Below are 21,322 nucleotides of genomic sequence, written 5' to 3' on the forward strand. Positions count from 1 at the left end.
CGCGTCGGCAAAGCGACTGTGGCGATTTTAGCGGCCGCGATACGGTTCTACATATTGCAAAGCGAGATCCCAGGGGAAGAAAATCCACGTGTCCTGGCTCACCTCGGTGACATAGGTCTGTACGAGATCGCGGCTCTTGGGCTTGGCATAGACCGTGGCGATATGCGCCTTGGGCAGGAGCTTGCGCACCACTTCGAGCGTGCGGCCAGTGTCGACGAGATCGTCGATCACCAACACGCCGTGACCGTCGCCGATCAGATCCATGTCGGGGGCCTTGGTGATCTGGGCCGCGCCCTGGGTCTGATGGTCGTAGCTCTTGATCGAGATCGTATCGACGGTGCGAATGTCCAGCTCGCGGGCGATGATCATCGCCGGGGCCATGCCGCCGCGGGTGATCGCCACGAGGGCGCGCCATTCGCCGTTTTCCGGCCCCTTGCCATCGAGCCGCCAGGCCAGCGCGCGGGCGTCGCGGTGAAGCTGGTCCCAGCTGACGTGGAAGCCTTTTTCATGGGGGAGTTGATCGGTCATGGGGTCGGTCCGTTAACGAGTGAAGAGAAGGCGCAGGCCGAGAAGGCCGAGCACGGCGGCGGCGATGCGGTCAAACACGGGTTTGAGCCGCAGATAGCCATCGCGGGCGCGCCGCGTCGAGAGCAGGAGGGCAAAGCCGCCATAGGCGAGCCATTCCACCAGCATGTGATTGACCACGATCAGCGCCTTGTCCCCGAGCGGAATGTCGCGCGGGAAGATCACCACCAGCACGGCGGAGGCAAAGAGCATGGATTTCGGATTGGAGAGGTTGACCAGCAGCCCGGCCACAAAGCTGCGCCGGGCGGCAGGGGCGGTCGTCGTCATGGCGGGCAGCGGATCGCCCGCGCCGCGCCAGATGGTGACGGCGAGATAGAGGAGATAGCCCGCGCCCAGCAGTTTCAGCGCGAGGAAGGCCCAGGGAAAGAGGGTAAAGACCGCGTCGAGCCCGAGCAGCGCCAGCGTCGTCCAGAGCGCCGCGGCGAGGCCGAGGCCGAGACCCGTCATCACCCCGGCGCGGCGGCCCGACACAAGCGTCGTGCGCAGCGCCAAAAGCATGGCGGGGCCGGGGCTGATCAGCGCGGCGAGCAGCGTCAGATTGAAGGCAATGAGCTGCGCGGGCTCCATAGCCGCGCTCAGCCCTTGCCGGTGGCGTCGATATCGGGCGCGTCCACGGCCTTCATGCCGACGATGTGATAGCCTGCGTCGACATGCAGGTTTTCGCCGGTGACGCCGGAGCCGAGATCGCTCAGCAGGTAGAGCGCCGAATTGCCGACATCATCGATGGTCACATTGCGGCGCAGCGGCGAGTTGAGCTCGTTCCATTTCAGGATATAGCGGAAATCGCCGATGCCGCTGGCGGCGAGCGTCTTGATCGGGCCGGCGGAGATGGCGTTGACGCGGATGCCGTCCTTGCCGAGGTCTTCGGCGAGATATTTGACTGAGGCCTCGAGCGCCGCCTTGGCGACCCCCATCACATTATAATGGGGCATGACCTGTTCGGCGCCGTAATAGGTCAGCGTCAGCATCGAGCCGCCATCGGTCATCAGCCTTTCGGCGCGTTTGGCCACGGCGGTGAAGCTGAAGCAGGAGACATCCATCGTCATCAGGAAGTTTTCGCGGCTGGTGTCGACATAGCGACCGCGCAGCTCGTTTTTGTCGGAAAAGCCGATGGCATGGACGAGAAAGTCGATCTTGCCCCAGGTCTTTTCGATCTCGGCAAAAGCGGCGTCGATGCTTTCGGGTTTGGAGACGTCGCAATCATAGAGATGCGGCACGCCGAGCTGTTGGGCGAGCGGTTCGACCCGCTTGCGGAAGGCGTCGCCCATATAGGTAAAGGCCAGTTCGGCGCCGGCGTCGGCGCAGGCCTTGGCAATGCCCCAGGCAATGGACTTGTCGTTGGCGAGCCCCATGATAAGTCCGCGTTTGCCCGCCATCAGTTGATTTGACATGTCCTGTCCTCGGTCCAGTTCAATCTTTACTGTTCCTTTAGGCCAATGGCATGGAGGCATCAAGACTGGGCAGCGCGAATAGCGTCGCAGTGATGTCACGAAACTATGCGTTAGTTTAAGGCGAATCACCGCGGCCCAGATGTGGAACGTGGAGAAGGGGACGGCAGATGTCCGATCGTACTGGAATTTTCGCAGGGGATGATCCGTTCGAGATCGCGCGCCAATGGCTCGGCGAGGCGGAGGCGAGCGAGCCCAACGATCCCAACGCCATGGCGCTGGCCACGGTGGATGAGCAGGGCCTGCCCAATGTGCGGATGGTTCTTCTCAAGACGATCGCGGAAGACAGCATTGTTTTCTATACGAATTATGAGAGCGCCAAGGGCCGCGAGATCGACGGTCAGGGCAAGGCGGCGATGGTGCTGCATTGGAAGAGCCTGCGCCGTCAGGTGCGGATGCGCGGGCTTGTGACCCGCGAAGAGGGGCCCGAGGCGGACGCCTATTTTGCCTCGCGGTCGCTGCAAAGCCGGCTCGGCGCCTGGGCGTCAGAGCAGTCGCGGCCACTCGCCTCGCGGCAGAGTCTGATGGCGAAGGTCGCCAAGATCACCGCGACCAAGGGTGTGAGCCCCGATCGACCGCCATATTGGGGTGGCTATCGCATTATACCACTAGAAATTGAGTTCTGGGCCGATGGGGCCTTCCGGTTGCACGACAGGTTCGTCTGGAGACGTGAAAAAATTGGTGACGCGTGGAATATCCTACGGTTGAATCCTTAAATTTCACGCTGCGTGAAATGCAAAATGTAAATAAATTAACAACTAACATGCTTGCAACTCGAGCTTCTTTACAGCAATCTGCCCCTGCATGGGGGGGATACTGTCATGCATGAAATATCAAAGTATAAAGAGACCTATGAATGGCGGATAACGTTCGCAAAATCCGAGGACGTGTTAAATGGTTCGACCCTGTAAAGGGCTTTGGGTTCGTCGTCGCCGAGGAAGGTGGTAAGGACATTCTTCTGCATGCGAATGTCCTTCGGAACTTCGGGCAAAGCTCCGTGGCGGATGACGCCGGGATCGAGCTCGATGTTCAGCAGACGGACCGTGGCGAACAGGCCGTAACCGTTTATGAGATTACCCCTCCGGATCTCATCGAGAATTCGGGACTGGCCGATCTCGAAGATATCGACCCCGAAGTGATCCGCAACGCGCCGCTTGAGCCGGCGCGGATCAAATGGTTCGACAAGGGCAAGGGGTTCGGCTTTGCCAATACCTTTGGCCGGGAAGAAGATGTCTTCGTGCATATCGAAGTTCTGCGCCGCTCCGGGCTTGCCGATCTTCAGCCGGGCGAGGCCTTGGCGATTCGCGTGATTGAAGGTAAGCGTGGTCGCATGGCCACGGAGGTACGCGGATGGGAAAGCGCAGCCAAAATCTTGTCAGAAGACTGAGCCTCGGCGCGGTCCTTGGCCTGTGGGCCGGGGCGGCGATGGCGGCACAATGCCGCGAGGATCAAGTTCATCTGCGCGGCGACTGGGGAGCTGCGCGGTTCACCGTCGAGGTGGCCGATGATCGGGCTGAACGCAACCAAGGCCTGATGTTTCGCAAATCCATGGCGCGCAGTGCCGGGATGCTGTTTGTCTACCCCACGGCCAAGCCTGTGTCCTTCTGGATGAAGAACACCTATATCCCGCTCGATATTCTCTTTGCCGACGAGACCGGCGAGATCAGCCGGATCCATGAGATGGCCGAACCGTTGAACACGGGGCAGATCTTTGGCGGCAACCGCATCCAATATGTTCTGGAGATCAACGGCGGCCTCGCCAAGGCGATGGGAATCGTGCCCGGGACGCGGATTTTCCACCCGGCGATCCAGGGCGACAGCTGCGATCAGGCGCTGTCGAATTAGCACTTTCCAATCAGGGGATTCGGCGCTAGACAGCCGCCATGGTCCGGGGCGTGGCGCAGTCTGGTAGCGCACCTGTTTTGGGTACAGGGGGTCGTGAGTTCGAATCTCGCCGCCCCGACCATCCTCTTTTTATCCCTTAGATAGCAGTGATGAGAGTGGCGCACACTATATGTAGCGTTGCCACATAACATCACTTTGCCCCGCCACCGGCGCGGATCGCGCCCGGATCACGCCCCGATCAGAGGCCGGAGCCGTTCGTGGGCGAAAATTTTTTTCGCGCACAACTTATCCTCAATCAACCTGTCCACCGGCTGGGGATAACCCGGGGGGTGGTTCGTGTAACCGGTGAGCCATCGCGGCTAAACCTGCCGAAAACCGTAGCTTTCGACGGTTGCGCCTGCGGGCCGGGGCGCGGCGGGCTGCGAGAGGCGGGGTGGGGAGGAATCGGAGCCATCGGCGGGCGGCGTTGCGCAGAGCCCATGGGTCAAGATTATTTTGCCGAGAATTGGATAAAAATCCCGTTGACCAAACGAGGTAAAATACGCCACGTTGTGTGAGCCGGTAGGCAAGCTACAATATATAGTGTGGCGCCGGCCGGCGAGGGGCAAATACCCAATCTTGTTACAGAGCTCGGCTCTGGCCTGTGTTTGTGCGCTTGGAACATGTCGTTTCGGCGTCGGGGTGCGTTTGTCTTTCGCCAATCTATTTGGGCCTGTCCGCTCGGGCAGGGTCTGGGTTCGGACGCTGAAGACATGAGGCAGCATAGTTATGAAAATCGATAGAAGATTTACCAAGGCAGGCGAAGACGCATACGCGGCATTGGATTTTATCACCACGAGTTCAGAAATCCGAAACCCCGATGGCACGACCGTCTTCAAGCTCGACGAGGTCGAAGTGCCCGCAGGCTGGAGCCAGGTCGCAAGCGATGTGATCGCTCAGAAATATTTCCGCAAGGCAGGTGTTCCCGCACGTCTTAAGAAGGTCCGCGAAAAGGGCGTGCCGGAATTCCTGTGGCGCTCGGTCCCCGATGGGGAGGATGTTGCAAAGGGCGGTGAGACCTCGGCCAAGCAGGTGTTTGACCGGCTGGCAGGGGCCTGGGCCTATTGGGGCTGGAAAGGTGGCTATTTCACCACCGAAGAGGATGCCCGCGCCTATTTCGACGAAATGCGCTTTATGCTGGCGCGCCAGATGGCCGCGCCCAACAGCCCGCAATGGTTCAACACCGGCCTGCATTGGGCCTATGGCATCGATGGTCCGAGCCAGGGCCATTACTATGTCGATCACAAATCCGGCAAGCTGACAAAATCGAGCAGCGCCTACGAGCATCCGCAACCGCACGCCTGTTTCATCCAGTCGGTTGCGGATGACCTCGTCGGCGATGGCGGCATCATGGATCTGTGGGTGCGCGAGGCGCGGCTGTTCAAATATGGCAGCGGCACAGGCACCAATTTCTCGTCGCTGCGCGCCGAGGGCGAAAGTCTCTCGGGCGGCGGCAAGTCGAGCGGCCTCATGGGGTTCCTCAAGATCGGCGACCGGGCGGCGGGCGCGATCAAATCGGGCGGCACCACGCGCCGGGCGGCCAAGATGGTCATCTGTGACGCGGATCACCCCGATATCCAGGAATTCATCAACTGGAAGGTCAAGGAAGAGCAGAAGGTCGCGTCGATCGTTGCCGGCTCGAAGATGCATGAGATGAAGCTCAATGACATCTTCTCGGCGATCCGCGCCTGGGACGGCAGCAGCGAAGACGCGGTCGACCCCAAGAAGAACGAGCAGCTCAAGACCGCCATCCGTGGCGCGAAACAGGTGCAGATCCCCGAGACCTACGTCAAGCGGGTGCTGGACTATGCCAAGCAGGGCTATGAGAGCATCGAGTTCCCGACCTATGACACCGACTGGGATTCCGAAGCCTATGCGAGCGTCTCGGGGCAGAACTCGAACAACTCGATCCGGGTCACCGATGCCTTTCTCAAGGCGGTCAAGGATGATGCCGATTGGGCGCTTATCAACCGCACCGATGGCAGCGTTGCCAAGACCATCAAGGCGCGCGACCTGTGGGAAGATGTGGGCCACGCGGCCTGGGCCTGTGCCGATCCCGGCATCCAGTTCCATGACACGGTGAACGCCTGGCACACCTGCCCGGAAGACGGCGAAATTCGCGGCTCGAACCCGTGTTCGGAATATATGTTCCTCGACGACACGGCTTGTAACCTGGCCTCGATGAACCTGTTGACCTTCTTCAAGAATGGTCAGTTCGACGCCGATGCCTATGTCCATGCCACGCGGCTCTGGACCATGACGCTCGAGATCAGCGTGCTGATGGCGCAATTCCCGTCGAAAGAGATCGCGCAGCTGAGCTATGAGTTCCGCACGCTGGGTCTCGGCTATGCCAATATCGGCGGTCTGCTGATGAACATGGGCCTTGGCTATGACAGCGACGAGGGCCGGGCGATGTGCGGCGCGCTGACCGCGGTGATGACCGGTGTCGCCTATGCCACCAGCGCCGAGATGGCCGGTGAGCTTGGCCCCTTTGCGGGCTATGAGCGCAACGCGGCGCATATGCTGCGCGTCATTCGCAACCACCGCAACGCCGCCTATGGCGCGAGCGAGGGCTATGAAGCGCTGGCGGTGAAGCCGGTGCCGCTCGATCTGGCGAATTGCCCGGATCAGACGCTGGTCAAGCTGGCGATGGCGAGCTGGGACGAGGCGCTGGCGCTCGGCGAGAAGCATGGCTATCGCAACGCGCAGGCGACCGTGATCGCGCCCACCGGCACCATCGGTCTGGTGATGGATTGCGACACCACCGGCATCGAGCCCGATTTCGCGCTGGTGAAGTTCAAGAAGCTCGCCGGGGGCGGCTATTTCAAGATCATCAACCGGTCGGTGCCGGCAGCGCTTGAAAAGCTCGGCTATGGCTCGGCTGAGATCGAAGAGATCGTGTCCTATGCGGTCGGTCATGGCACCATCGGCAATGCGCCGGGGGTCAACCACACCTCGCTCGTCGGGCATGGGTTTGGTCCGCATGAGCTTGAAAAGATCGACGCGGCGCTGGGCAGTGCCTTTGACATCCGCTTTGTCTTTAACCAATGGACGCTGGGCGAGGAGTTCTGCAAGAACGTGCTCGGCATTCCGGCGGCCAAGCTCAACGATCCGACCTTCGATCTGCTGGCGCATCTGGGCTATTCCAAGGCCGATGTGGACGCGGCCAATGACCATGTCTGCGGCACCATGACCCTTGAGGGCGCGCCGCATCTCAAGACAGAGCATTACCATATCTTCGACTGCGCCAACCCCTGCGGCAAGAAGGGCAAGCGCTATCTCGGGGTCAACAGCCACATCACCATGATGGCGGCGGCGCAGAGCTTTATCTCGGGCGCGATCTCGAAGACGATCAACATGGCCAATGACGCCACGATCGAGGATTGCCAGAAAGCCTATGAGCTGAGCTGGTCGCTCGGTGTGAAGGCCAATGCGCTCTATCGTGACGGCTCCAAGCTCAGCCAGCCGCTGGCCGCGAGCCTGGTGGAGGATGACGATGAGGCGCAGGAGATCTTTGAGAGCGGCACGCCGCAGGAGAAGGCCGCCGTGCTCGCCGAGAAGATCGTCGAGAAGGTGATCGTCAAGGAGATCGTCAAGAGCCACCGCGAGAAGATGCCGGAACGCCGCAAGGGCTATACCCAGAAGGCGATTGTCGGCGGGCATAAGGTCTATCTGCGGACCGGTGAATATGGCGATGGCAGCCTCGGCGAGATCTTCATCGACATGCACAAGGAAGGCGCGGGCTTCCGGGCGATGATGAACAATTTCGCCATCGCGGTGTCGGTCGGTCTGCAATATGGCGTGCCGCTCGAAGAGTTCGTCGATGCCTTTACCTTCACCAAATTCGAGCCCGCGGGCATGGTGCAGGGCAATGACAGCATCAAGAACGCCACCTCGATCCTCGACTATATCTTCCGCGAGCTGGCGGTGAGCTATCTCGACCGGACCGATCTGGCCCATGTGAAACCGCAGGGCGCGAGCTTTGACGATCTGGGCCGTGGCGAGGAAGAGGGCGTGCGCAACATCACCGAGATGACCGATGATGCCGCCAACCGTTCGCTTGAGGTGCTCAAGCAGATCAGCTCGACCGGCTATCTGCGCAAGCGGCTTCCGCAAGAGCTTGTCGTGCTCAATGGCGGGCAGGGGGCTGTGGCCCGCGCCGCCGGGGGCGATCCGGTGAGCACGCTGCAGACCTTGGTGCCCGAAACCAATACCGCGACGGTGACCACGACCACCTCGGCGGCGGCGGTTGCGGCGGGCAGTGCCACCGGCATGGATGCGCGGGTCAAGGCCAAGATGCAGGGCTATGAGGGTGATCCCTGTGGCGATTGCGGCAATTACACGCTGGTGCGCAACGGCACCTGCATGAAATGCAACACCTGCGGGGCGACCAGCGGGTGTAGCTAAGGGGCCAGCGCGCGGTGCCCTCGGGCATCGCGCGGCCCCGACGAACAGGGCCAGACCGGGACTTTGTGCAGCCGTCCGCAGGTCAGCCCAGCAGGGCGGGTGCGCTCGCCCTGACGGCGCTCAGGCCGCAGGCAGAAACCGGGCGGTACATAGAGTGAGCTTGAGTGGCGAAACTATACGGAGGGCGGCGCCCTCCGTTTTTCTTTGTTGGATCAGGTGTTTGCGGGGTGAAGTTTATTTGCGCCGGTTACTTTTTCTCGGCGGCCCAGCGGTCGAAATCGGCGCGGGTCTTGAGCGGTGTGGCGCAGAGGATGTCGCCGCGCACGAGGTCCTGCAGGCAGTGGCGCGAGATCGGCCGTGCGGGGTTTCCGTCGATGGCGGCGAAGCCGTTCGATTGAAAGAGCAGCGTGCGGACCCGGCCCGAGGGCAGTGTCATGAGGATCACCCGGCCCGCGCGGCCTGCGACGCGGTCGATGGGGCATGGGCGCGAGAGGCGCAGGCTCTGGCCGCGCTTGATCTGGCACAGGGCGATGCCTGCCGAGCAATGGCCGTTGCGCGGACCGCAATTGGCGAGCTTGGTCAGGCAGAGCTCATCCCCGTCGCAGGCGGCCTCGGCCAGGGCGATGGGCCAGCCGGAGGCGTAATAGCCCTCGCCGGAGACCTGAACCTCAGGTGCGGCGGGCGAGGCGGGCGGGGTCGGCAGGAAAAGGCTCAAAGCGGCAGCGGCGGCGGCAAGAAAGGCGGTCATGGGAAAATCCTGAATGCGGTCGATAATCACTTGGGCATAAGGCGCGCGGCCGCTTTTGCAGATCCCGCCTGCCAAGGCCCGCACGCCATGGCCAAAAGACTAGACCGCGCCCGGATCATGCTGCAACCGCGAAAGCCCTTTTCATTCCGGGCCGACCGTGTAATAGGGAAGCGCCAAACGACCCCTGCCATGGAGATGCGCAATGGAGATTCGTGAGGCTCTCACCTTCGATGATGTTCTTTTGGTTCCGGCCGCGTCCAGCGTGCTGCCCAGCACAGCCGACACGCGCACCCGCGTGACCAAGAGCATTGCGCTCAACATTCCGCTGCTCAGCTCGGCCATGGATACGGTGACCGAAGGCCGTATGGCGATCTGTATGGCTCAGGCGGGCGGCATGGGCGTCATTCACAAGAACCTCGGCGTCGAAGAGCAGGCCCGCGAAGTGCGCCGCGTGAAGCGGTTCGAGAGCGGCATCGTCTATAGCCCGGTGACGCTGCGCGTGGACCAGACGCTGGCCGATGCCAAGGAATTGGTGGAACGCTATAACTTCACGGGCTTTCCGGTGGTCGATGAAAAGGGCCATGTGGTCGGTATCCTGACCAACCGCGACATGCGCTTTGCCAAGAGCGATGACACGCCGGTCAAGGTGATGATGACCTCCGACAATCTCGCCATGCTGGCCGAGCCGGCCGATCTCGAAGAGGCCAAGAGCCTGATGCGGGCGCGGCGGATCGAAAAGCTCTTGGTGCATGATGGCAAGGGCAAGCTCACCGGACTGTTGACGCTCAAGGACACCGAAAAGGCCGTTCTCAACCCGACCGCCTGCAAGGATGATCTGGGCCGTCTGCGCGTCGCCGCCGCCACCAGCGTTGGCGACAGCGGGTTCGAGCGGACCGAGGAACTCGTCCGGGCGGGGGTCGATATCGTCGTGGTCGACACGGCGCATGGCCATTCGGCCGGTGTCATCGAGGCGGTGCGCCGCGCCAAGGCGCTGTCCAATGAGGTGCAGGTGATCGCGGGCAATGTGGCCACCGCCGAGGCGACCCGTGCGCTCATCGATGCGGGCGCGGATGCGGTCAAGGTCGGTATCGGGCCGGGCTCGATCTGTACCACGCGGATGGTGGCGGGCGTCGGTGTGCCGCAGCTCACCGCGATCATGGATTGCGCCCGTGCGGCGGGCGATGTGCCAGTGATCGCCGATGGCGGCATCAAGTTTTCGGGCGATTTTGCCAAGGCGATTGCCGCCGGGGCCTCTTGTGCCATGGTTGGCAGCATGATCGCAGGGACCGATGAAAGCCCCGGTGAGGTGATCCTCTATCAGGGCCGCAGCTTTAAGAGCTATCGTGGCATGGGCAGCCTTGGGGCGATGGCGCGCGGCTCGGCCGACCGCTATTTCCAGAAGGATGCGGCGAGCGACAAGCTCGTTCCCGAAGGGATCGAGGGGCAGGTGCCTTACAAGGGCTCGGCAGGCGCGGTGATCCATCAGCTCGTCGGCGGTCTGCGGGCAGCGATGGGCTATACCGGCTGTGCCACGGTCGAAGAGATGCGCCAGAACTGCGAGTTCGTGAAGATCACCGGTGCCGGGCTGCGCGAGAGCCATGTGCATGACGTGCAGATCACCCGCGAGAGCCCGAACTACCGGGTGGGCTAAGGCCCAAGTTGAATGAATGAGAGAGGGGCGGGGCCGGTGGCCGCGCCCTTTTTTCTTGGCCGGGGCTTAAGTGCGGGGCCTGCGGCGCGCGTCCCAAAGCGTCAGCATATAGATCGCGAGCCCGGCGGCCGACAGGCCCGCGCCGACATAGCCCGAGGCCGGAAAGCCGTAGCCCGCCAAGAGGACTTGTGCCGCGAGAAACGGCCCGACCGCATTGGCCACGTTGAAGGCCGCGTGATGGAGCGAGGCGGCCAGTTGCTGGGCCTCGCCCGCGACCGACATCAGCCGGATTTGCAGCACCGTCGAGATGCCGCCCAGCACGCAGATGGCAAAGAGCCCGAGGGCCATCGGCCAGAGGCCGGAGGCGGCGAGCGTTGGGTAGAGCAGCAGCAAAACCGTGCCGAGCCCGAGGCAGAAAAAGGCGCTGGCGTTGAGGTGGCGGTCGGCGAGCGCGCCTGCCAGCAGGTTGAACACCGTCATGCCGAGACCGGCGACACCGAGCATCACCGCGACGGCGGTCTCGGAGCTGCCGAGCGTCGTCTGCACCGTCGAGGCGATATAGGTATAGACCGCGAAGAAGCCGCCAAAGCCCACCGCGCCGGTGGCCAGCGTGAGCCAGACCTGCCGGTTGCGCAGGGCGGAAAGCTCGCGCAGCGGCGAGGCGGCGCTGTCGGCGGGGCTCGGCGGGGTCTTGCGCCAGACGGCGAAGGCGGTGGCGAGCGACAGGAGGCCAACCAGCAGATAGGCCGAGCGCCAGCCGGTGATCTGGCTCATGAGGCTCGCGGCGGGGACGCCGATCGTGGTGGCGATGGTCAGCCCCATCATCACCCAGGCCACCGCCGTGGCGCGTTTGTGGGGCGGCACGACCGAGGCCGCGACCAGCGCCGAGACGCCGAAATAGGCGCCATGCGGCAGGCCCGAGAGGAACCGGGTGAACGTGAAGCTCGCATAGTTCGGGGCGAGGGCGGAGAGCGTGTTGAAGACGGCAAAGGCCAGCATCAGCCAGATCAGCATCGCCCGTTTGCGCAGCCGCGCGCCGGCCACGGCGAGCACCGGCGCGCCCACCACCACGCCCAGCGCATAGGCGCTGATGGCGTCGGCGGCGCGGGCCTCGGAGACGCCATAATGCGCGGCGAAATCGGGCAGGAGCGCCATCGAGGCAAATTCGGTGGTGCCGATGGCAAAACCGCCCAGAGCGAGGGCAAAGAGCGCGGCATTGGGCGAAATGTCGCCCGGCGCGTGAGAGAGCGCGGTGTCGGTCATGGGGATCGCTATGGCTTGTGGCGGGTGAGGGCGGGCAGGGGACGAGAGGCGGGGCGGGCCCCGTTCCCCCTGCTAAACCGCCCTGCGGGGCGTCACAAGCCCCTGATCCGTCTAGCCGGTCACGATCTCGGGAATGCGGCCGGCGGGGGGCGTGTTGCGGCTGCGCTGTGAGGTGACCTTGCCGTCGATCACGGTCATGCCGATGCCGGGCAGGTTGCCGAGGCTCACCGATTCAAGGAGGTCCTTGCCGGGGGCGTGCTGGGCCTGATCCATCAGCACGAAATCGGCGCTGTAGCCGGGTTCCAGCAGGCCTACGTCCAGCTCGCGCTGGCGGGCGGTGTTGCCATTGGCAAAGCAAAAGGCGGTGGCCGCATCGACATGGCCGAGGCTCGACAGCATGGCGACCATGCGCAGGATGCCCAAGGGCTGCACACCCGAGCCTGCCGGCCCGTCGGTGCCGAGGATGATCTGATCGAGCTTGTCCAATTCGCGGGCGGTGTTGAGCGTCAGAAGGGCCGCGCGTTCATTGCCGTTGTGAACAATCTCGAGCCCTTTGGTGCAGCCTTCGCAGAGGCAGATGATCTGATCATCGGGCAGGGCGGAATGGCCGCCATTGATATGGCCGACCACATCGGTGCCGGTCTCGAGCACCATATCGGCGTCGATGAGACCCGAGCCGGGGATCGAGGGGCCGCCGGTGTGGATGGTGGACTGAATGCCATATTTGCGAGCCCAATCAACCATTTGGCGGGCGGTCTTGCCATCCTTGACGGTGCCGAGCCCGACCTCGCCGAGATATTTGACACCGGCGTCGGCGAGATCTTTGAAATCCTGCTCTTCCATGCCGTGTTCGATGACCGGCGCCCCGGCGTGGACCTTGACGCCGGAGGGGCGGAAATTCTCGTACCAACGCTGGGCCGCGATCGCCATGGCCTTGAGCCCGATGATGTCCTTGGGGCGGCCGGGCATGTGGACTTCGCCCGCCGAAATCATCGTGGTGACACCGCCATGCAGCGTGCTGTCGATCCAGTGCAACTGTTGCTGGCGCGGGGTGTAGTCGCCGACCACCGGGTGCACATGGCTGTCGATCAACCCCGGCGCGAGGGTCACGCCATGAGCGTCGATGAGCGTATCGGCGCCCTCGGTGTCGAGGTCTTTTTCATAGCCGATCTCGCTGATCTTGCCATCGAGCGCGATCACGCAATCGCCATCGGCGATGGGGGCCTCGATCTTGCCGGTCAACAAAAGGCCGATATTGCGGATAACCAGTTTCTGGGGCGTGTCGCTCATCTCTTGATCCTTTCCGGCGCGAGGCGGTAAAAATTCTACGCAATAGTTGTTTGCATACTAATGGCGAAAGCTTGTATTGCAAGATCAAGCATCGCGCCCTCGGGCGGGGTGGGTCAAGAGGCCCTGCGTGGTCCGGGCCAAACCCCAGACGTTGCGCAGTTGGAAACCTGTGATAACCTCGCAGAACGGTGGGCGTCTGGCCTGTGTGTTTGGCCTGAGCCGCGGACCGGTTTTGTGACAGGTTACGAGTATGAAAAGGAGTGAGTGAATGGGGCGTCAAACAAGATGGAAACCCGCATGACGACTGAAGTATCTGAGGCAACGCAGTATGTTCTCGACGATCAGGTCGGTTATCTCATGCGGCTTGCCGCGCAACGACACGCGGCGATCTTCCTCGCCAATAGCAATGTGGATCTGACGCCGACGCAATTTGCCGCGCTGGTGCGGCTGGCCGAGGTGGGCGAATGTTCGCAAAACGAGCTTGGACGCAAGGTGGCGATGGATATTGCCACCACCAAGGGCGTGGTGGACCGCCTCAAGGACAAGGGGCTTATCCAGTCGCGGGCTGATCCCAATGACAAGCGTCGAGCACTTTTGTCTCTGGTGCCGGGGCAGGAGGCGTTCATCGCCGGGCTGCATCGGGCCGGGCATGAGATTTCCGCCAAGACGCTCGAGCCGCTCACCAAGGCCGAGGCCGAACGGTTTTTGCGCCTGCTGCGCAAAATGATCTGACAGGGCAAGGCCCAAGCTGTGGCCCATCACGGGTGCGGCCGCAGCTTGGCGAAATCTGTTGACAGGTTAGGTTCAGTATTTATGTTAGCATACTAACGAAACTGGAGAAGCCTTGGGGAGTGCCTGACCTGTCTATCCTGTCGCCTGATCGCCTCGAAGATGCGCTGCTCGCCCTGCAGGGCGGGACGATGGATATTTTGGCCGGGGGGACGGATTTCTTTCCGGCGGGCCGGGCGGGGCCGGGGCGCAAACCCATTCTCGATCTGAGCCAGATTGCCGCGTTGCGGGGGATTGCCCGCGACGGCGCGGGCTGGCGGATCGGCGCGATGACCCGGTGGAGCGATATCTGGCGGATGGATCTGCCGCCGGCCTTTGCCGGGCTGCAGGCGGCGGCGCGCGAAGTGGGCTCGATCCAGATCCAGAACAGCGGTACGGTGGCGGGCAATATCTGCAACGCCTCGCCTGCGGCGGATGGGATGCCGCCCTTGCTCACCCTTGAGGCCGAGGTCGAGATCGCGGCCCAGGGCGCGCGGAGGCGGGTGCCTTTGCAGGAGTTCGTCACCGGCGTGCGCAAGATTGATCTGCGGCCCGGTGAGATCGTCACGGCCCTGCATCTGCCCGAGCTGCCCGAAGGCGCGGTGGGCCGGTTCGAAAAGCTCGGCAGCAGGCGCTATCTGGTGATTTCCATTTCCATGGTCTCGGCGCTGATTGGTGTGACCGAGGGGCGCATCAGCACGGCGCGCGTCGCGGTTGGCGCGGCGTCGCCGGTGGCGCAGCGGCTGCCCGCGCTTGAGGCGGCTTTGACCGGCGTTGCGGCGGCGGATCTGGCAACATTCGCATTTGACGATCCGGCATTTTATCAGCCGCTCAGCCCGATTGACGATGTGCGCGGCAGCGGTGCCTATCGGCGCGAGGCGGTGGCAGAGCTCTGCCGTCGGGCAATTCTCTCTGCCTGCGAGGGGTGTGGCGATGACTGATCCGATCAGCAAGGTGAAACTGGGGTTCACCCTCAATGGCGCGGCGGTCGAGATCGCGCCGGAGGCGGGCGAGCGCCTGTCGCAGAGCCTGCGCGAGAGGCTTGGCCGGCGCGACGTCAAGATCGGCTGTGACGCGGGCGATTGCGGGGCCTGTTCGGTGCTCATCGAGGGCGAGAACCATTGCGCCTGTCTGGTGGCGGCGCATCAGGTGCAGGGGCTGCGGGTCGAGACGCTCGCCGGTCTGGTCGAGCGCGAGCCGATCACCCAAGGGCTGATGGAGCGGTTCCAGGATCATGGCGCGGCGCAATGCGGGATCTGCACGCCGGGGATGATGGTGTCGGCGACGGCGCTGTTGCGCGAAGAGCCCGCGCCGAGCGACACCCAGATCGAGGATGCGCTGGGCGGGGTTCTGTGCCGCTGTACCGGCTATCGCAAGATCATCGACGCGGTGGCCGGACGCGCGCCGCGGCTCGATGGGCGGGCCGAGGTCGGCGGCGCGATCCGGCGGCTCGATGGGCTGGCCAAGGTGCGCGGCGAAGAGCGGTTCGGCGATGATGTGGCACCGCAAGGCACGCTCGAGCTGGTGGTGATCCGCTCGCCGCATGCGCGGGCCGGGTTTGAATTTGGCGATCTGGAGGCCTGGGCCGCCGCGACGCCGGGGGTGGTCACGGTGCTCACCGCTGCGGATATTCCCGGCGAGAATTGTTTCGGGGTGATCCCGCCCTTTGCCGATCAGCCGGTCTTTGCCGAAGGTGAGGCACGGTTTCGGGGCGAGGCAGTGGCGGCGGTGGTGCTGACACCCGAGGCGCGGCGCGACTTTGCGCAGGGCGATTTCCCGGTGACCTGGCAGGAGCGCCCGGCGGTGATGGGCGTGGCCGAGGCGCGGGAAGAGGGGGCGCCGCAGCTTCATGAGGGGCGCGCGGGCAATCTGATGATCACCGGTTTTGTCGCGCGGGGCGATGCCGAGGCGGCGCTTGGTCGTGCCGAGGTCGTGGTCGAGGGCCGGTTCGAGAGCGGGTTTGTGGAACATGCCTATATCGAGCCGGAGGCGGGGTTTGCCCAGATGGCGGGCGACAAGGTGGAAATCCACGCCTGTACGCAAGCGCCGGTGATGGATCTCGAGGCGCTGGAGATCATTCTCGGGATGGATCGCAGCCGCATTCGCATCGTGCCGACGGGCGTTGGCGGCGGCTTTGGCTCCAAGCTCGATATCTCGGTGCAGCCCTTCCTCGCGCTGGCGGCGCTGAAGACCGGGCAGCCGGTGCGCATCGCCTATAGCCGCACGGAATCGATGCAATCGACCACCAAGCGCCACCCGTCGCAGATTCATCTGCGGATCGGGGCGGATGGCGAGGGGCGGCTCTGTGGCTTTGCCTTTGACGGGGATTTCAACACCGGGGCCTATGCGTCCTGGGGGCCGACTGTGGCCAACCGGGTGCCGGTCCATGCCTCGGGGCCCTATCAGCTTGGCGATTATCGGGCCGAGGCGCGGGGCATTCACACCCATTGCCCGCCCTCGGGGGCGTTTCGTGGCTTTGGCGTGCCGCAGGCGGCGATTGCGCAAGAGAGCCTGTTTGACGAATTGGCGGGCAAGCTTGGTCTCGATCCGCTGGAGTTTCGCATTCAGAACGCGCTGCGCGATGGGGTGCCGACGGTCTGCGGGCAGGTGTTCGGGCAGGGCGTCGGCATCGGTGCCTGTCTCGAGGCGCTGCGCCCGGCCTGGGCCGAGCTGCGCGCCGAGGCGGAGGCGTTCAACCTCGACCAAGCCGGGCCTTTGCGGCGTGGCGTCGGTGTGGCGGCGGGCTGGTACGGCTGTGGCAATACCTCGCTGCCGAACCCATCGACCATTCGCGCCGGGCTGCGCCCGGATGGGCAGGTGGTGCTGCATCAGGGCGCGATGGATATCGGGCAAGGCGCGAATACGGTCATCTCGCAGGTCTTTGCCAGCGCCTTGGGCCTCGCGGCGGATCGCCTTGTGCTGATCGGGGCGGATACGGATGTGACGCCGGATGCGGGCAAGACCTCGGCCTCGCGTCAGACCTTTGTGTCGGGCAATGCGGCCAAGCTCTGTGGCGCGGCGCTGCGCGGCGAGATCCTGCGCGCGATGAACGCGGGCGAGGGCGCGGTGCTGCGGTTTGAGGCGGGGGCGGTTCTGGCCGAAGAGAACGGACGGCAGCAGCGGCTCGACCTCGCGGCGCTGCCGATGGATGATCTGGGCTATGTGATGCGGGCCGAAGAGACCTATGACCCGCCGACCAAGCCGCTCGACGAGAACGGGCAGGGCGAGCCCTATGCCCAGTTCGGCTATGCCGCGCATCTGGCGATGGTCGAGGTGGACACGCGGCTCGGCACTGTGCGGGCGCGGAAATTCGTGGCGGCGCATGATGTCGGGCGGGCGATCAACCCGATGCTGGTCGAGGGCCAGATCGAGGGCGGCATTGCGCAGGGGCTCGGCATGGCGCTGATGGAGGAATACCTGCCGGGGCGGACGGAAAACCTGCATGATTATCTGATCCCGACCATTGGGGACATTCCCCCGGTGCAATCGCTCATCATCGAAGTGCCGGATGCGCATGGGCCCTATGGGGCCAAGGGGCTTGGCGAACATGTGCTGATCCCGACGGCGCCTGCGATCCTCAATGCGATTGCCCATGCCACCGGGGTCCGGATGCGGTCGGTGCCGGTGACGCCGTCGAAACTGGCGGCTGCGTTGAAAGGGGACAAGAATGGCTGATACCAAGCGTGAGGCGCCGGAGAAAATCCGCTGTGATGCCTGCCCGGTCCTGTGCTTTATCGCCGAAGGGCGGTCGGGGGCCTGTGACCGCTATGGCAATGAGGGCGGCAAGCTCGTCCGGCTCGACCCGTTGACCATCATCGAGAACACGATCGAGAGCGGCGCCAAGGCGGTGCCCTTTCTCAAGGATGGTGACGGCATGGATTGGGATGGCGATCTGGTCCAGTCGCAACGCCCCTTTGTCACGGCGGTGGGCGCCGGCACCACCTATCCCGATTACAAGCCCGCGCCCTTTATCGTGAGCCAGGAGGTCAATGGCGCCGATATGGTGACCATCGTGACCGAGGGCATTTTCAGCTATTGCGGCGTCAAGGTGAAGATCGACACGGATCGGTTCATCGGCCATGAACGCGCGGTGGTGCGCGTCGATGGCGAGCCGGTGGGCCATGTGATGACCAGCGAATACGGATCAAAGATGCTGTCGCTCGGCGGGGTCGAGCATCTTACCGGCGGGTCCAAGAAAGAGGGCCGGGTGACCTGTGACGCGCTGCTCAAACTGTGCAATCGCGAGGCGGTGGAGATGACCATAGACGAGGGCGCGACGCTGGTCGTGCAAGCCGGTGAGCCGCCCATCGTCAATGGCGAGCCGGAGCGGCTCATGCGGGTCGGCTGTGGCTCCGCGACCATCGGCATGTTTGCCTCGCAATGGGTCGATCATGTCGATGAGGTGATCGTGGTCGATGACCATATCACCGGGGTTCTGTCAGAGCATCAGGCGGGCAAGATGCTCGACGTGAAGCCGACGGGGATCAAGATCAATGGCCGCCGCTCGACGCCGGGGCGGTATTTCCAGGTGGCCAATCCCGGCACCGGTTGGGGCGGGACGGATATTGATGATCCGCTGACCATTCTCAAGCCAGCCGATGCCAAGCTCGCCTGGGAGGGGCTGCGGCTCTTGATGGTGTCGACCACCGGCGAGCAATATGCCTATTTCGAGCTCGATGCGGCGCTGGAGCCGGTGGCGAAACCGCTGCCCGAGGCGTTGCAGCAATCGGTCGAGCGGATCGCGGAGAATTGCGAGCCGTCGCTTTGTTCGGTGCTTTTCATGGGCGGCGCGGGCGGGTCGCTGCGCGCGGGCGTCACAGAAAACCCGGTGCGGCTCACCCGGTCGGTGAAACAATCGCTCACCCATGTCTCCTGTGGCGGGGCCGATGCCTATGTCTGGCCCGGCGGCGGGATCACGGTGATGGCCGATGTGCTCGACATGCCGCCCAACAGTTTCGGCTATGTGCCGACCCCGGCGCTGGTCGCGCCGATCGAGTTCACCATGCGGCTCAGCGATTATATCACGCTCGGCGGTCATGCCGATCATGTGCGCCCGCTCGCCGATGCGATCCCCGAGGGCGCGCGGCGGGTGGCGCGGATCGATCCCGATGCGAACCCGGTGGCGCGGCATAATTTCCGCTGGGACGACGAGGGCTAGATGGGGGACGCGGCACCAGAGCGGCTGCATCTGCAGCACGGGCCGATTGACCTGTTGATCGAGGCCGAGCCTGAGGCGCTGCGCGCGGCGGCTTTTGCGGCGGCTCAGGGCGTCTTTCAAGGCTTGCTGGAGGCTTTGGTGGATGAGCTGCCGGAATTGCGCCGGGCCGCGCCCATCGCGCCGGTGCACGGCCCGGTGGCGCAGCGCATGGCCTGTGCCGTGGCCGCGCATGCCGAGCACGGGTTTGTCACGCCGATGGCGGCGGTGGCGGGGGCGGTGGCCGATGAGGTGCTCGACGCGATGCGCCATGCCGCGCCGCTCAGCCGGGCCTTTGTCAACAATGGCGGCGATATCGCGCTGGGCCTCACGGAAGGCCAGAGCTACCGCGTGGCGATCAGCAGCCGCGAGGGGCGTATTCTCGGCCATGTCTCGGTGCGGGGCGGCGATGGGGTCGGCGGTATCGCCACCAGCGGCCAGGGCGGGCGCAGCCTGTCGTGCGGCATTGCCGAGAGCGTGACGGTGCTGGCGGCGACGGCGGCGGATGCGGATGTGGCGGCGACGCTGATTGCCAATGCGGTCGATCTGCCGCACCATCCGCGGATCAGCCGTGCCCCGGCCTGTGATCTCGCGCCTGACAGTGATCTTGGCGCGCGGCTCGTGGTCACCGGGGTGCCGCGCCTGTCGGGCGATGAGATCGAGATGGCGCTGGCCGAGGGGGGCAGGCGGGCCGAGCGCATGCTGGCCGAGGGTCGGATCAAGGGCGCGATGCTGTGTTTGCAAGGGCAGGCACGGGTCATCGGGTCCGGTGCAATTGCAGAATTGGAGGGGCATGCAGATGTCGATGCTTAAGATACGCAAGACCATGGTTGTGGTCGAGGAAATCCACCATGAGGGCGGGCCGGTGGCGGACACGCCTTTGTTGCGCGGCGCGGCGCTGGCGGTGGTGAAGAACCCCTATGCCGGGCGGTATGAGCCGGATATTCAACCCTTTATGGACGATCTGCGCCCGCTGGGCCTCCAATTGGCGGAACGGCTCGCCGAGGCGCTGGGCGGGGCGGAGGCCATCGAGGGCTATGGCAAGGCGTCGGTGGTGGGCGAGGGCGGTGAGCTTGAGCATGGCGCGCTCTGGCATGCGCCGGGGGGCTATGCGATGCGCGAGGTTCTGGGCGGGGCCAAGGCGATTGTGCCCTCGTCGAAAAAGCTCGGCGGGCCGGGGGTGCGGATCGACGTGCCGATCACCCATATCGACGCGAGCTATGTGCGCAGCCATTTCGACAGTATGGAGCTCGGGCTCAACGATGCGCCGCGCGCCGATGAAATGCTGGTGGCGCTGGTGATGACCACCGGGCCGCGCATTCACGCGCGGGCGGGCGGGCTCGCCGCGTCGGAGATCAAGGGAGAGGATGGATTGCGATGAAAGCCAAGATCAGGAAAACGGCCGTTTTTGTCGAAGAGACCCATATCGAGGGCGGCCGCGAGATCAGCCCGGCCACCCGCAAGGCGGTGGCGGCGGCGGTGATCGAGAATCCCTATGCCGGGGAATATGTCGAGGATCTGAGCCTTCTGATGGAGGTGGGCGAGGAGCTTGGCGCGCTTTTGGGCGAGAAATGCGTCAAGGCGCTCGGCATTCGGCCAGAGCAGGCCGAGAGCTATGGCAAGGCGGCGATGGTGGGCGAGAACGGCGAGCTGGAACATGCCGCGGCGATCCTGCATCCCAAGATGGGCGCGCCCTTGCGCAAGGCGGTCGAGAAGGGCGCGGCGCTGGTGCCCTCGTCCAAGAAGCGGGGCGGCATGGGGCAGGATCTCGACGTGCCGTTGGGGCATAAGGATGCGGCCTATGTGCGGAGCCATTTCGACGGGATCGAAATCCGCATCAGCGACGCGCCGCGGGCCAATGAAATCCTCGTGGCGATTGCAGTGACCGATAGTGGTCGGCCGCTGCCACGGGTGGGCGGGCTCACCGCCGGGGAGGCCGAGGGCAAGGACGGGTTGCGTTAAGCCGCAAGTGACCGTCACAGCGAGAGGCGCGTTCCCAGCGGGGCGCGCCTTTTGCATTGCGGGGAGGCGGCCGGAGTTGACAGGGGGCGTGGGGCTTGATAGTCATTAGTATGCTAACAAAT

The 21,322-nt window shown here is 64.1% G+C and carries 18 protein-coding genes and 1 tRNA gene; 13 read left to right on the top strand and 6 right to left on the bottom strand.

Annotated features, from left to right (window positions below; translation table 11 throughout):
* Positions 1–27: 27 nt before the first annotated feature.
* Genes gpt through fabI form a run of 3 tightly spaced genes read right to left on the bottom strand, consistent with a single transcriptional unit; the run spans position 28 to position 1,976 of the window.
* Positions 28–528, bottom strand: a complete 501-nt coding sequence (gene gpt, locus ISM_RS14655; protein ID WP_009814973.1) for a xanthine phosphoribosyltransferase — start codon at positions 526–528, stop codon at positions 28–30.
* 12 nt (positions 529–540) lie between these two features.
* The gene (locus tag ISM_RS14660) at positions 541–1,152 is read right to left on the bottom strand and encodes a LysE family translocator (protein ID WP_009814974.1); all 612 of its coding nucleotides are present in this window, start codon (positions 1,150–1,152) and stop codon (positions 541–543) included.
* An 8-nt stretch (positions 1,153–1,160) separates the two neighbouring features.
* A complete protein-coding gene (gene fabI / locus ISM_RS14665; RefSeq protein WP_009814975.1) occupies positions 1,161–1,976 on the bottom strand; it encodes an enoyl-ACP reductase FabI in 816 nt (271 codons plus the stop codon).
* Positions 1,977–2,143: 167 nt separating this feature from the next.
* Between fabI and pdxH the strand changes: the two genes are divergently transcribed.
* The 5 genes from pdxH to ISM_RS14690 all read left to right on the top strand — a co-directional run bounded on the left by pdxH (position 2,144) and on the right by ISM_RS14690 (position 8,324).
* A complete protein-coding gene (gene pdxH / locus ISM_RS14670; RefSeq protein WP_009814976.1) occupies positions 2,144–2,749 on the top strand; it encodes a pyridoxamine 5'-phosphate oxidase in 606 nt (201 codons plus the stop codon).
* A gap of 140 nt (positions 2,750–2,889) precedes the next feature.
* Positions 2,890–3,420, top strand: a complete 531-nt coding sequence (locus ISM_RS14675) for a cold-shock protein (protein WP_040618110.1) — start codon at positions 2,890–2,892, stop codon at positions 3,418–3,420.
* Positions 3,421–3,458: 38 nt separating this feature from the next.
* On the top strand, positions 3,459–3,878 hold the full coding sequence (locus tag ISM_RS14680; RefSeq protein ID WP_009814978.1) for a DUF192 domain-containing protein: 420 nt from the start codon (positions 3,459–3,461) through the stop codon (positions 3,876–3,878).
* Positions 3,879–3,922: 44 nt separating this feature from the next.
* Positions 3,923–3,999, top strand: a tRNA-Pro gene (locus ISM_RS14685).
* 647 nt (positions 4,000–4,646) lie between these two features.
* Positions 4,647–8,324, top strand: a complete 3,678-nt coding sequence (locus ISM_RS14690; protein WP_040618112.1) for a vitamin B12-dependent ribonucleotide reductase — start codon at positions 4,647–4,649, stop codon at positions 8,322–8,324.
* Between the two features lie 247 nt (positions 8,325–8,571).
* On the opposite strand, the gene ISM_RS14695 is transcribed toward ISM_RS14690, so the two are convergent.
* A complete protein-coding gene (locus tag ISM_RS14695; RefSeq protein WP_156783408.1) occupies positions 8,572–9,072 on the bottom strand; it encodes a hypothetical protein in 501 nt (166 codons plus the stop codon).
* Between the two features lie 202 nt (positions 9,073–9,274).
* Between ISM_RS14695 and guaB the strand changes: the two genes are divergently transcribed.
* Complete coding sequence (gene guaB / locus ISM_RS14700; RefSeq protein WP_009814981.1) at positions 9,275–10,723, top strand: IMP dehydrogenase; 1,449 nt, start codon at positions 9,275–9,277, stop codon at positions 10,721–10,723.
* A gap of 66 nt (positions 10,724–10,789) precedes the next feature.
* On the opposite strand, the gene ISM_RS14705 is transcribed toward guaB, so the two are convergent.
* Positions 10,790–11,986 (bottom strand): MFS transporter, encoded by a 1,197-nt coding sequence (locus ISM_RS14705; protein WP_009814982.1) that lies wholly within the window; start codon positions 11,984–11,986, stop codon positions 10,790–10,792.
* Between the two features lie 111 nt (positions 11,987–12,097).
* On the bottom strand, positions 12,098–13,276 hold the full coding sequence (locus tag ISM_RS14710; protein WP_009814983.1) for an amidohydrolase family protein: 1,179 nt from the start codon (positions 13,274–13,276) through the stop codon (positions 12,098–12,100).
* 297 nt (positions 13,277–13,573) lie between these two features.
* Here ISM_RS14710 and ISM_RS14715 point away from each other — a divergent pair, with 297 nt between their 5' ends.
* From ISM_RS14715 to ISM_RS14745, 7 genes are all read left to right on the top strand, one after another.
* Positions 13,574–14,008 carry a MarR family winged helix-turn-helix transcriptional regulator gene (locus ISM_RS14715; protein WP_156783409.1) on the top strand — a complete coding sequence of 145 codons (435 nt, stop codon included), beginning with the start codon at positions 13,574–13,576 and terminating at the stop codon, positions 14,006–14,008.
* Between the two features lie 128 nt (positions 14,009–14,136).
* Positions 14,137–14,985 (top strand): FAD binding domain-containing protein, encoded by an 849-nt coding sequence (locus ISM_RS14720; protein ID WP_040618591.1) that lies wholly within the window; start codon positions 14,137–14,139, stop codon positions 14,983–14,985.
* Positions 14,978–17,719, top strand: coding sequence for a molybdopterin-dependent oxidoreductase (locus ISM_RS14725; protein WP_009814986.1), 2,742 nt, complete (start codon positions 14,978–14,980; stop codon positions 17,717–17,719). The genes ISM_RS14720 and ISM_RS14725 overlap by 8 nt, the downstream gene beginning before the upstream one ends.
* Positions 17,712–19,202 carry a hypothetical protein gene (locus ISM_RS14730; protein WP_009814987.1) on the top strand — a complete coding sequence of 497 codons (1,491 nt, stop codon included), beginning with the start codon at positions 17,712–17,714 and terminating at the stop codon, positions 19,200–19,202. The genes ISM_RS14725 and ISM_RS14730 overlap by 8 nt, the downstream gene beginning before the upstream one ends.
* Positions 19,203–20,051, top strand: a complete 849-nt coding sequence (locus ISM_RS14735) for a UPF0280 family protein (protein ID WP_009814988.1) — start codon at positions 19,203–19,205, stop codon at positions 20,049–20,051. It abuts the gene before it with no gap.
* Positions 20,038–20,619 carry an amino acid synthesis family protein gene (locus ISM_RS14740; RefSeq protein ID WP_040618592.1) on the top strand — a complete coding sequence of 194 codons (582 nt, stop codon included), beginning with the start codon at positions 20,038–20,040 and terminating at the stop codon, positions 20,617–20,619. The genes ISM_RS14735 and ISM_RS14740 overlap by 14 nt, the downstream gene beginning before the upstream one ends.
* A complete protein-coding gene (locus ISM_RS14745; RefSeq protein ID WP_009814990.1) occupies positions 20,616–21,200 on the top strand; it encodes an amino acid synthesis family protein in 585 nt (194 codons plus the stop codon). The genes ISM_RS14740 and ISM_RS14745 overlap by 4 nt, the downstream gene beginning before the upstream one ends.
* The last annotated feature ends 122 nt before the right edge of the window (positions 21,201–21,322 follow it).

The sequence above is a fragment of the Roseovarius nubinhibens ISM genome (assembly GCF_000152625.1).
Taxonomy (GTDB): Bacteria; Pseudomonadota; Alphaproteobacteria; order Rhodobacterales; family Rhodobacteraceae; genus Roseovarius; species Roseovarius nubinhibens.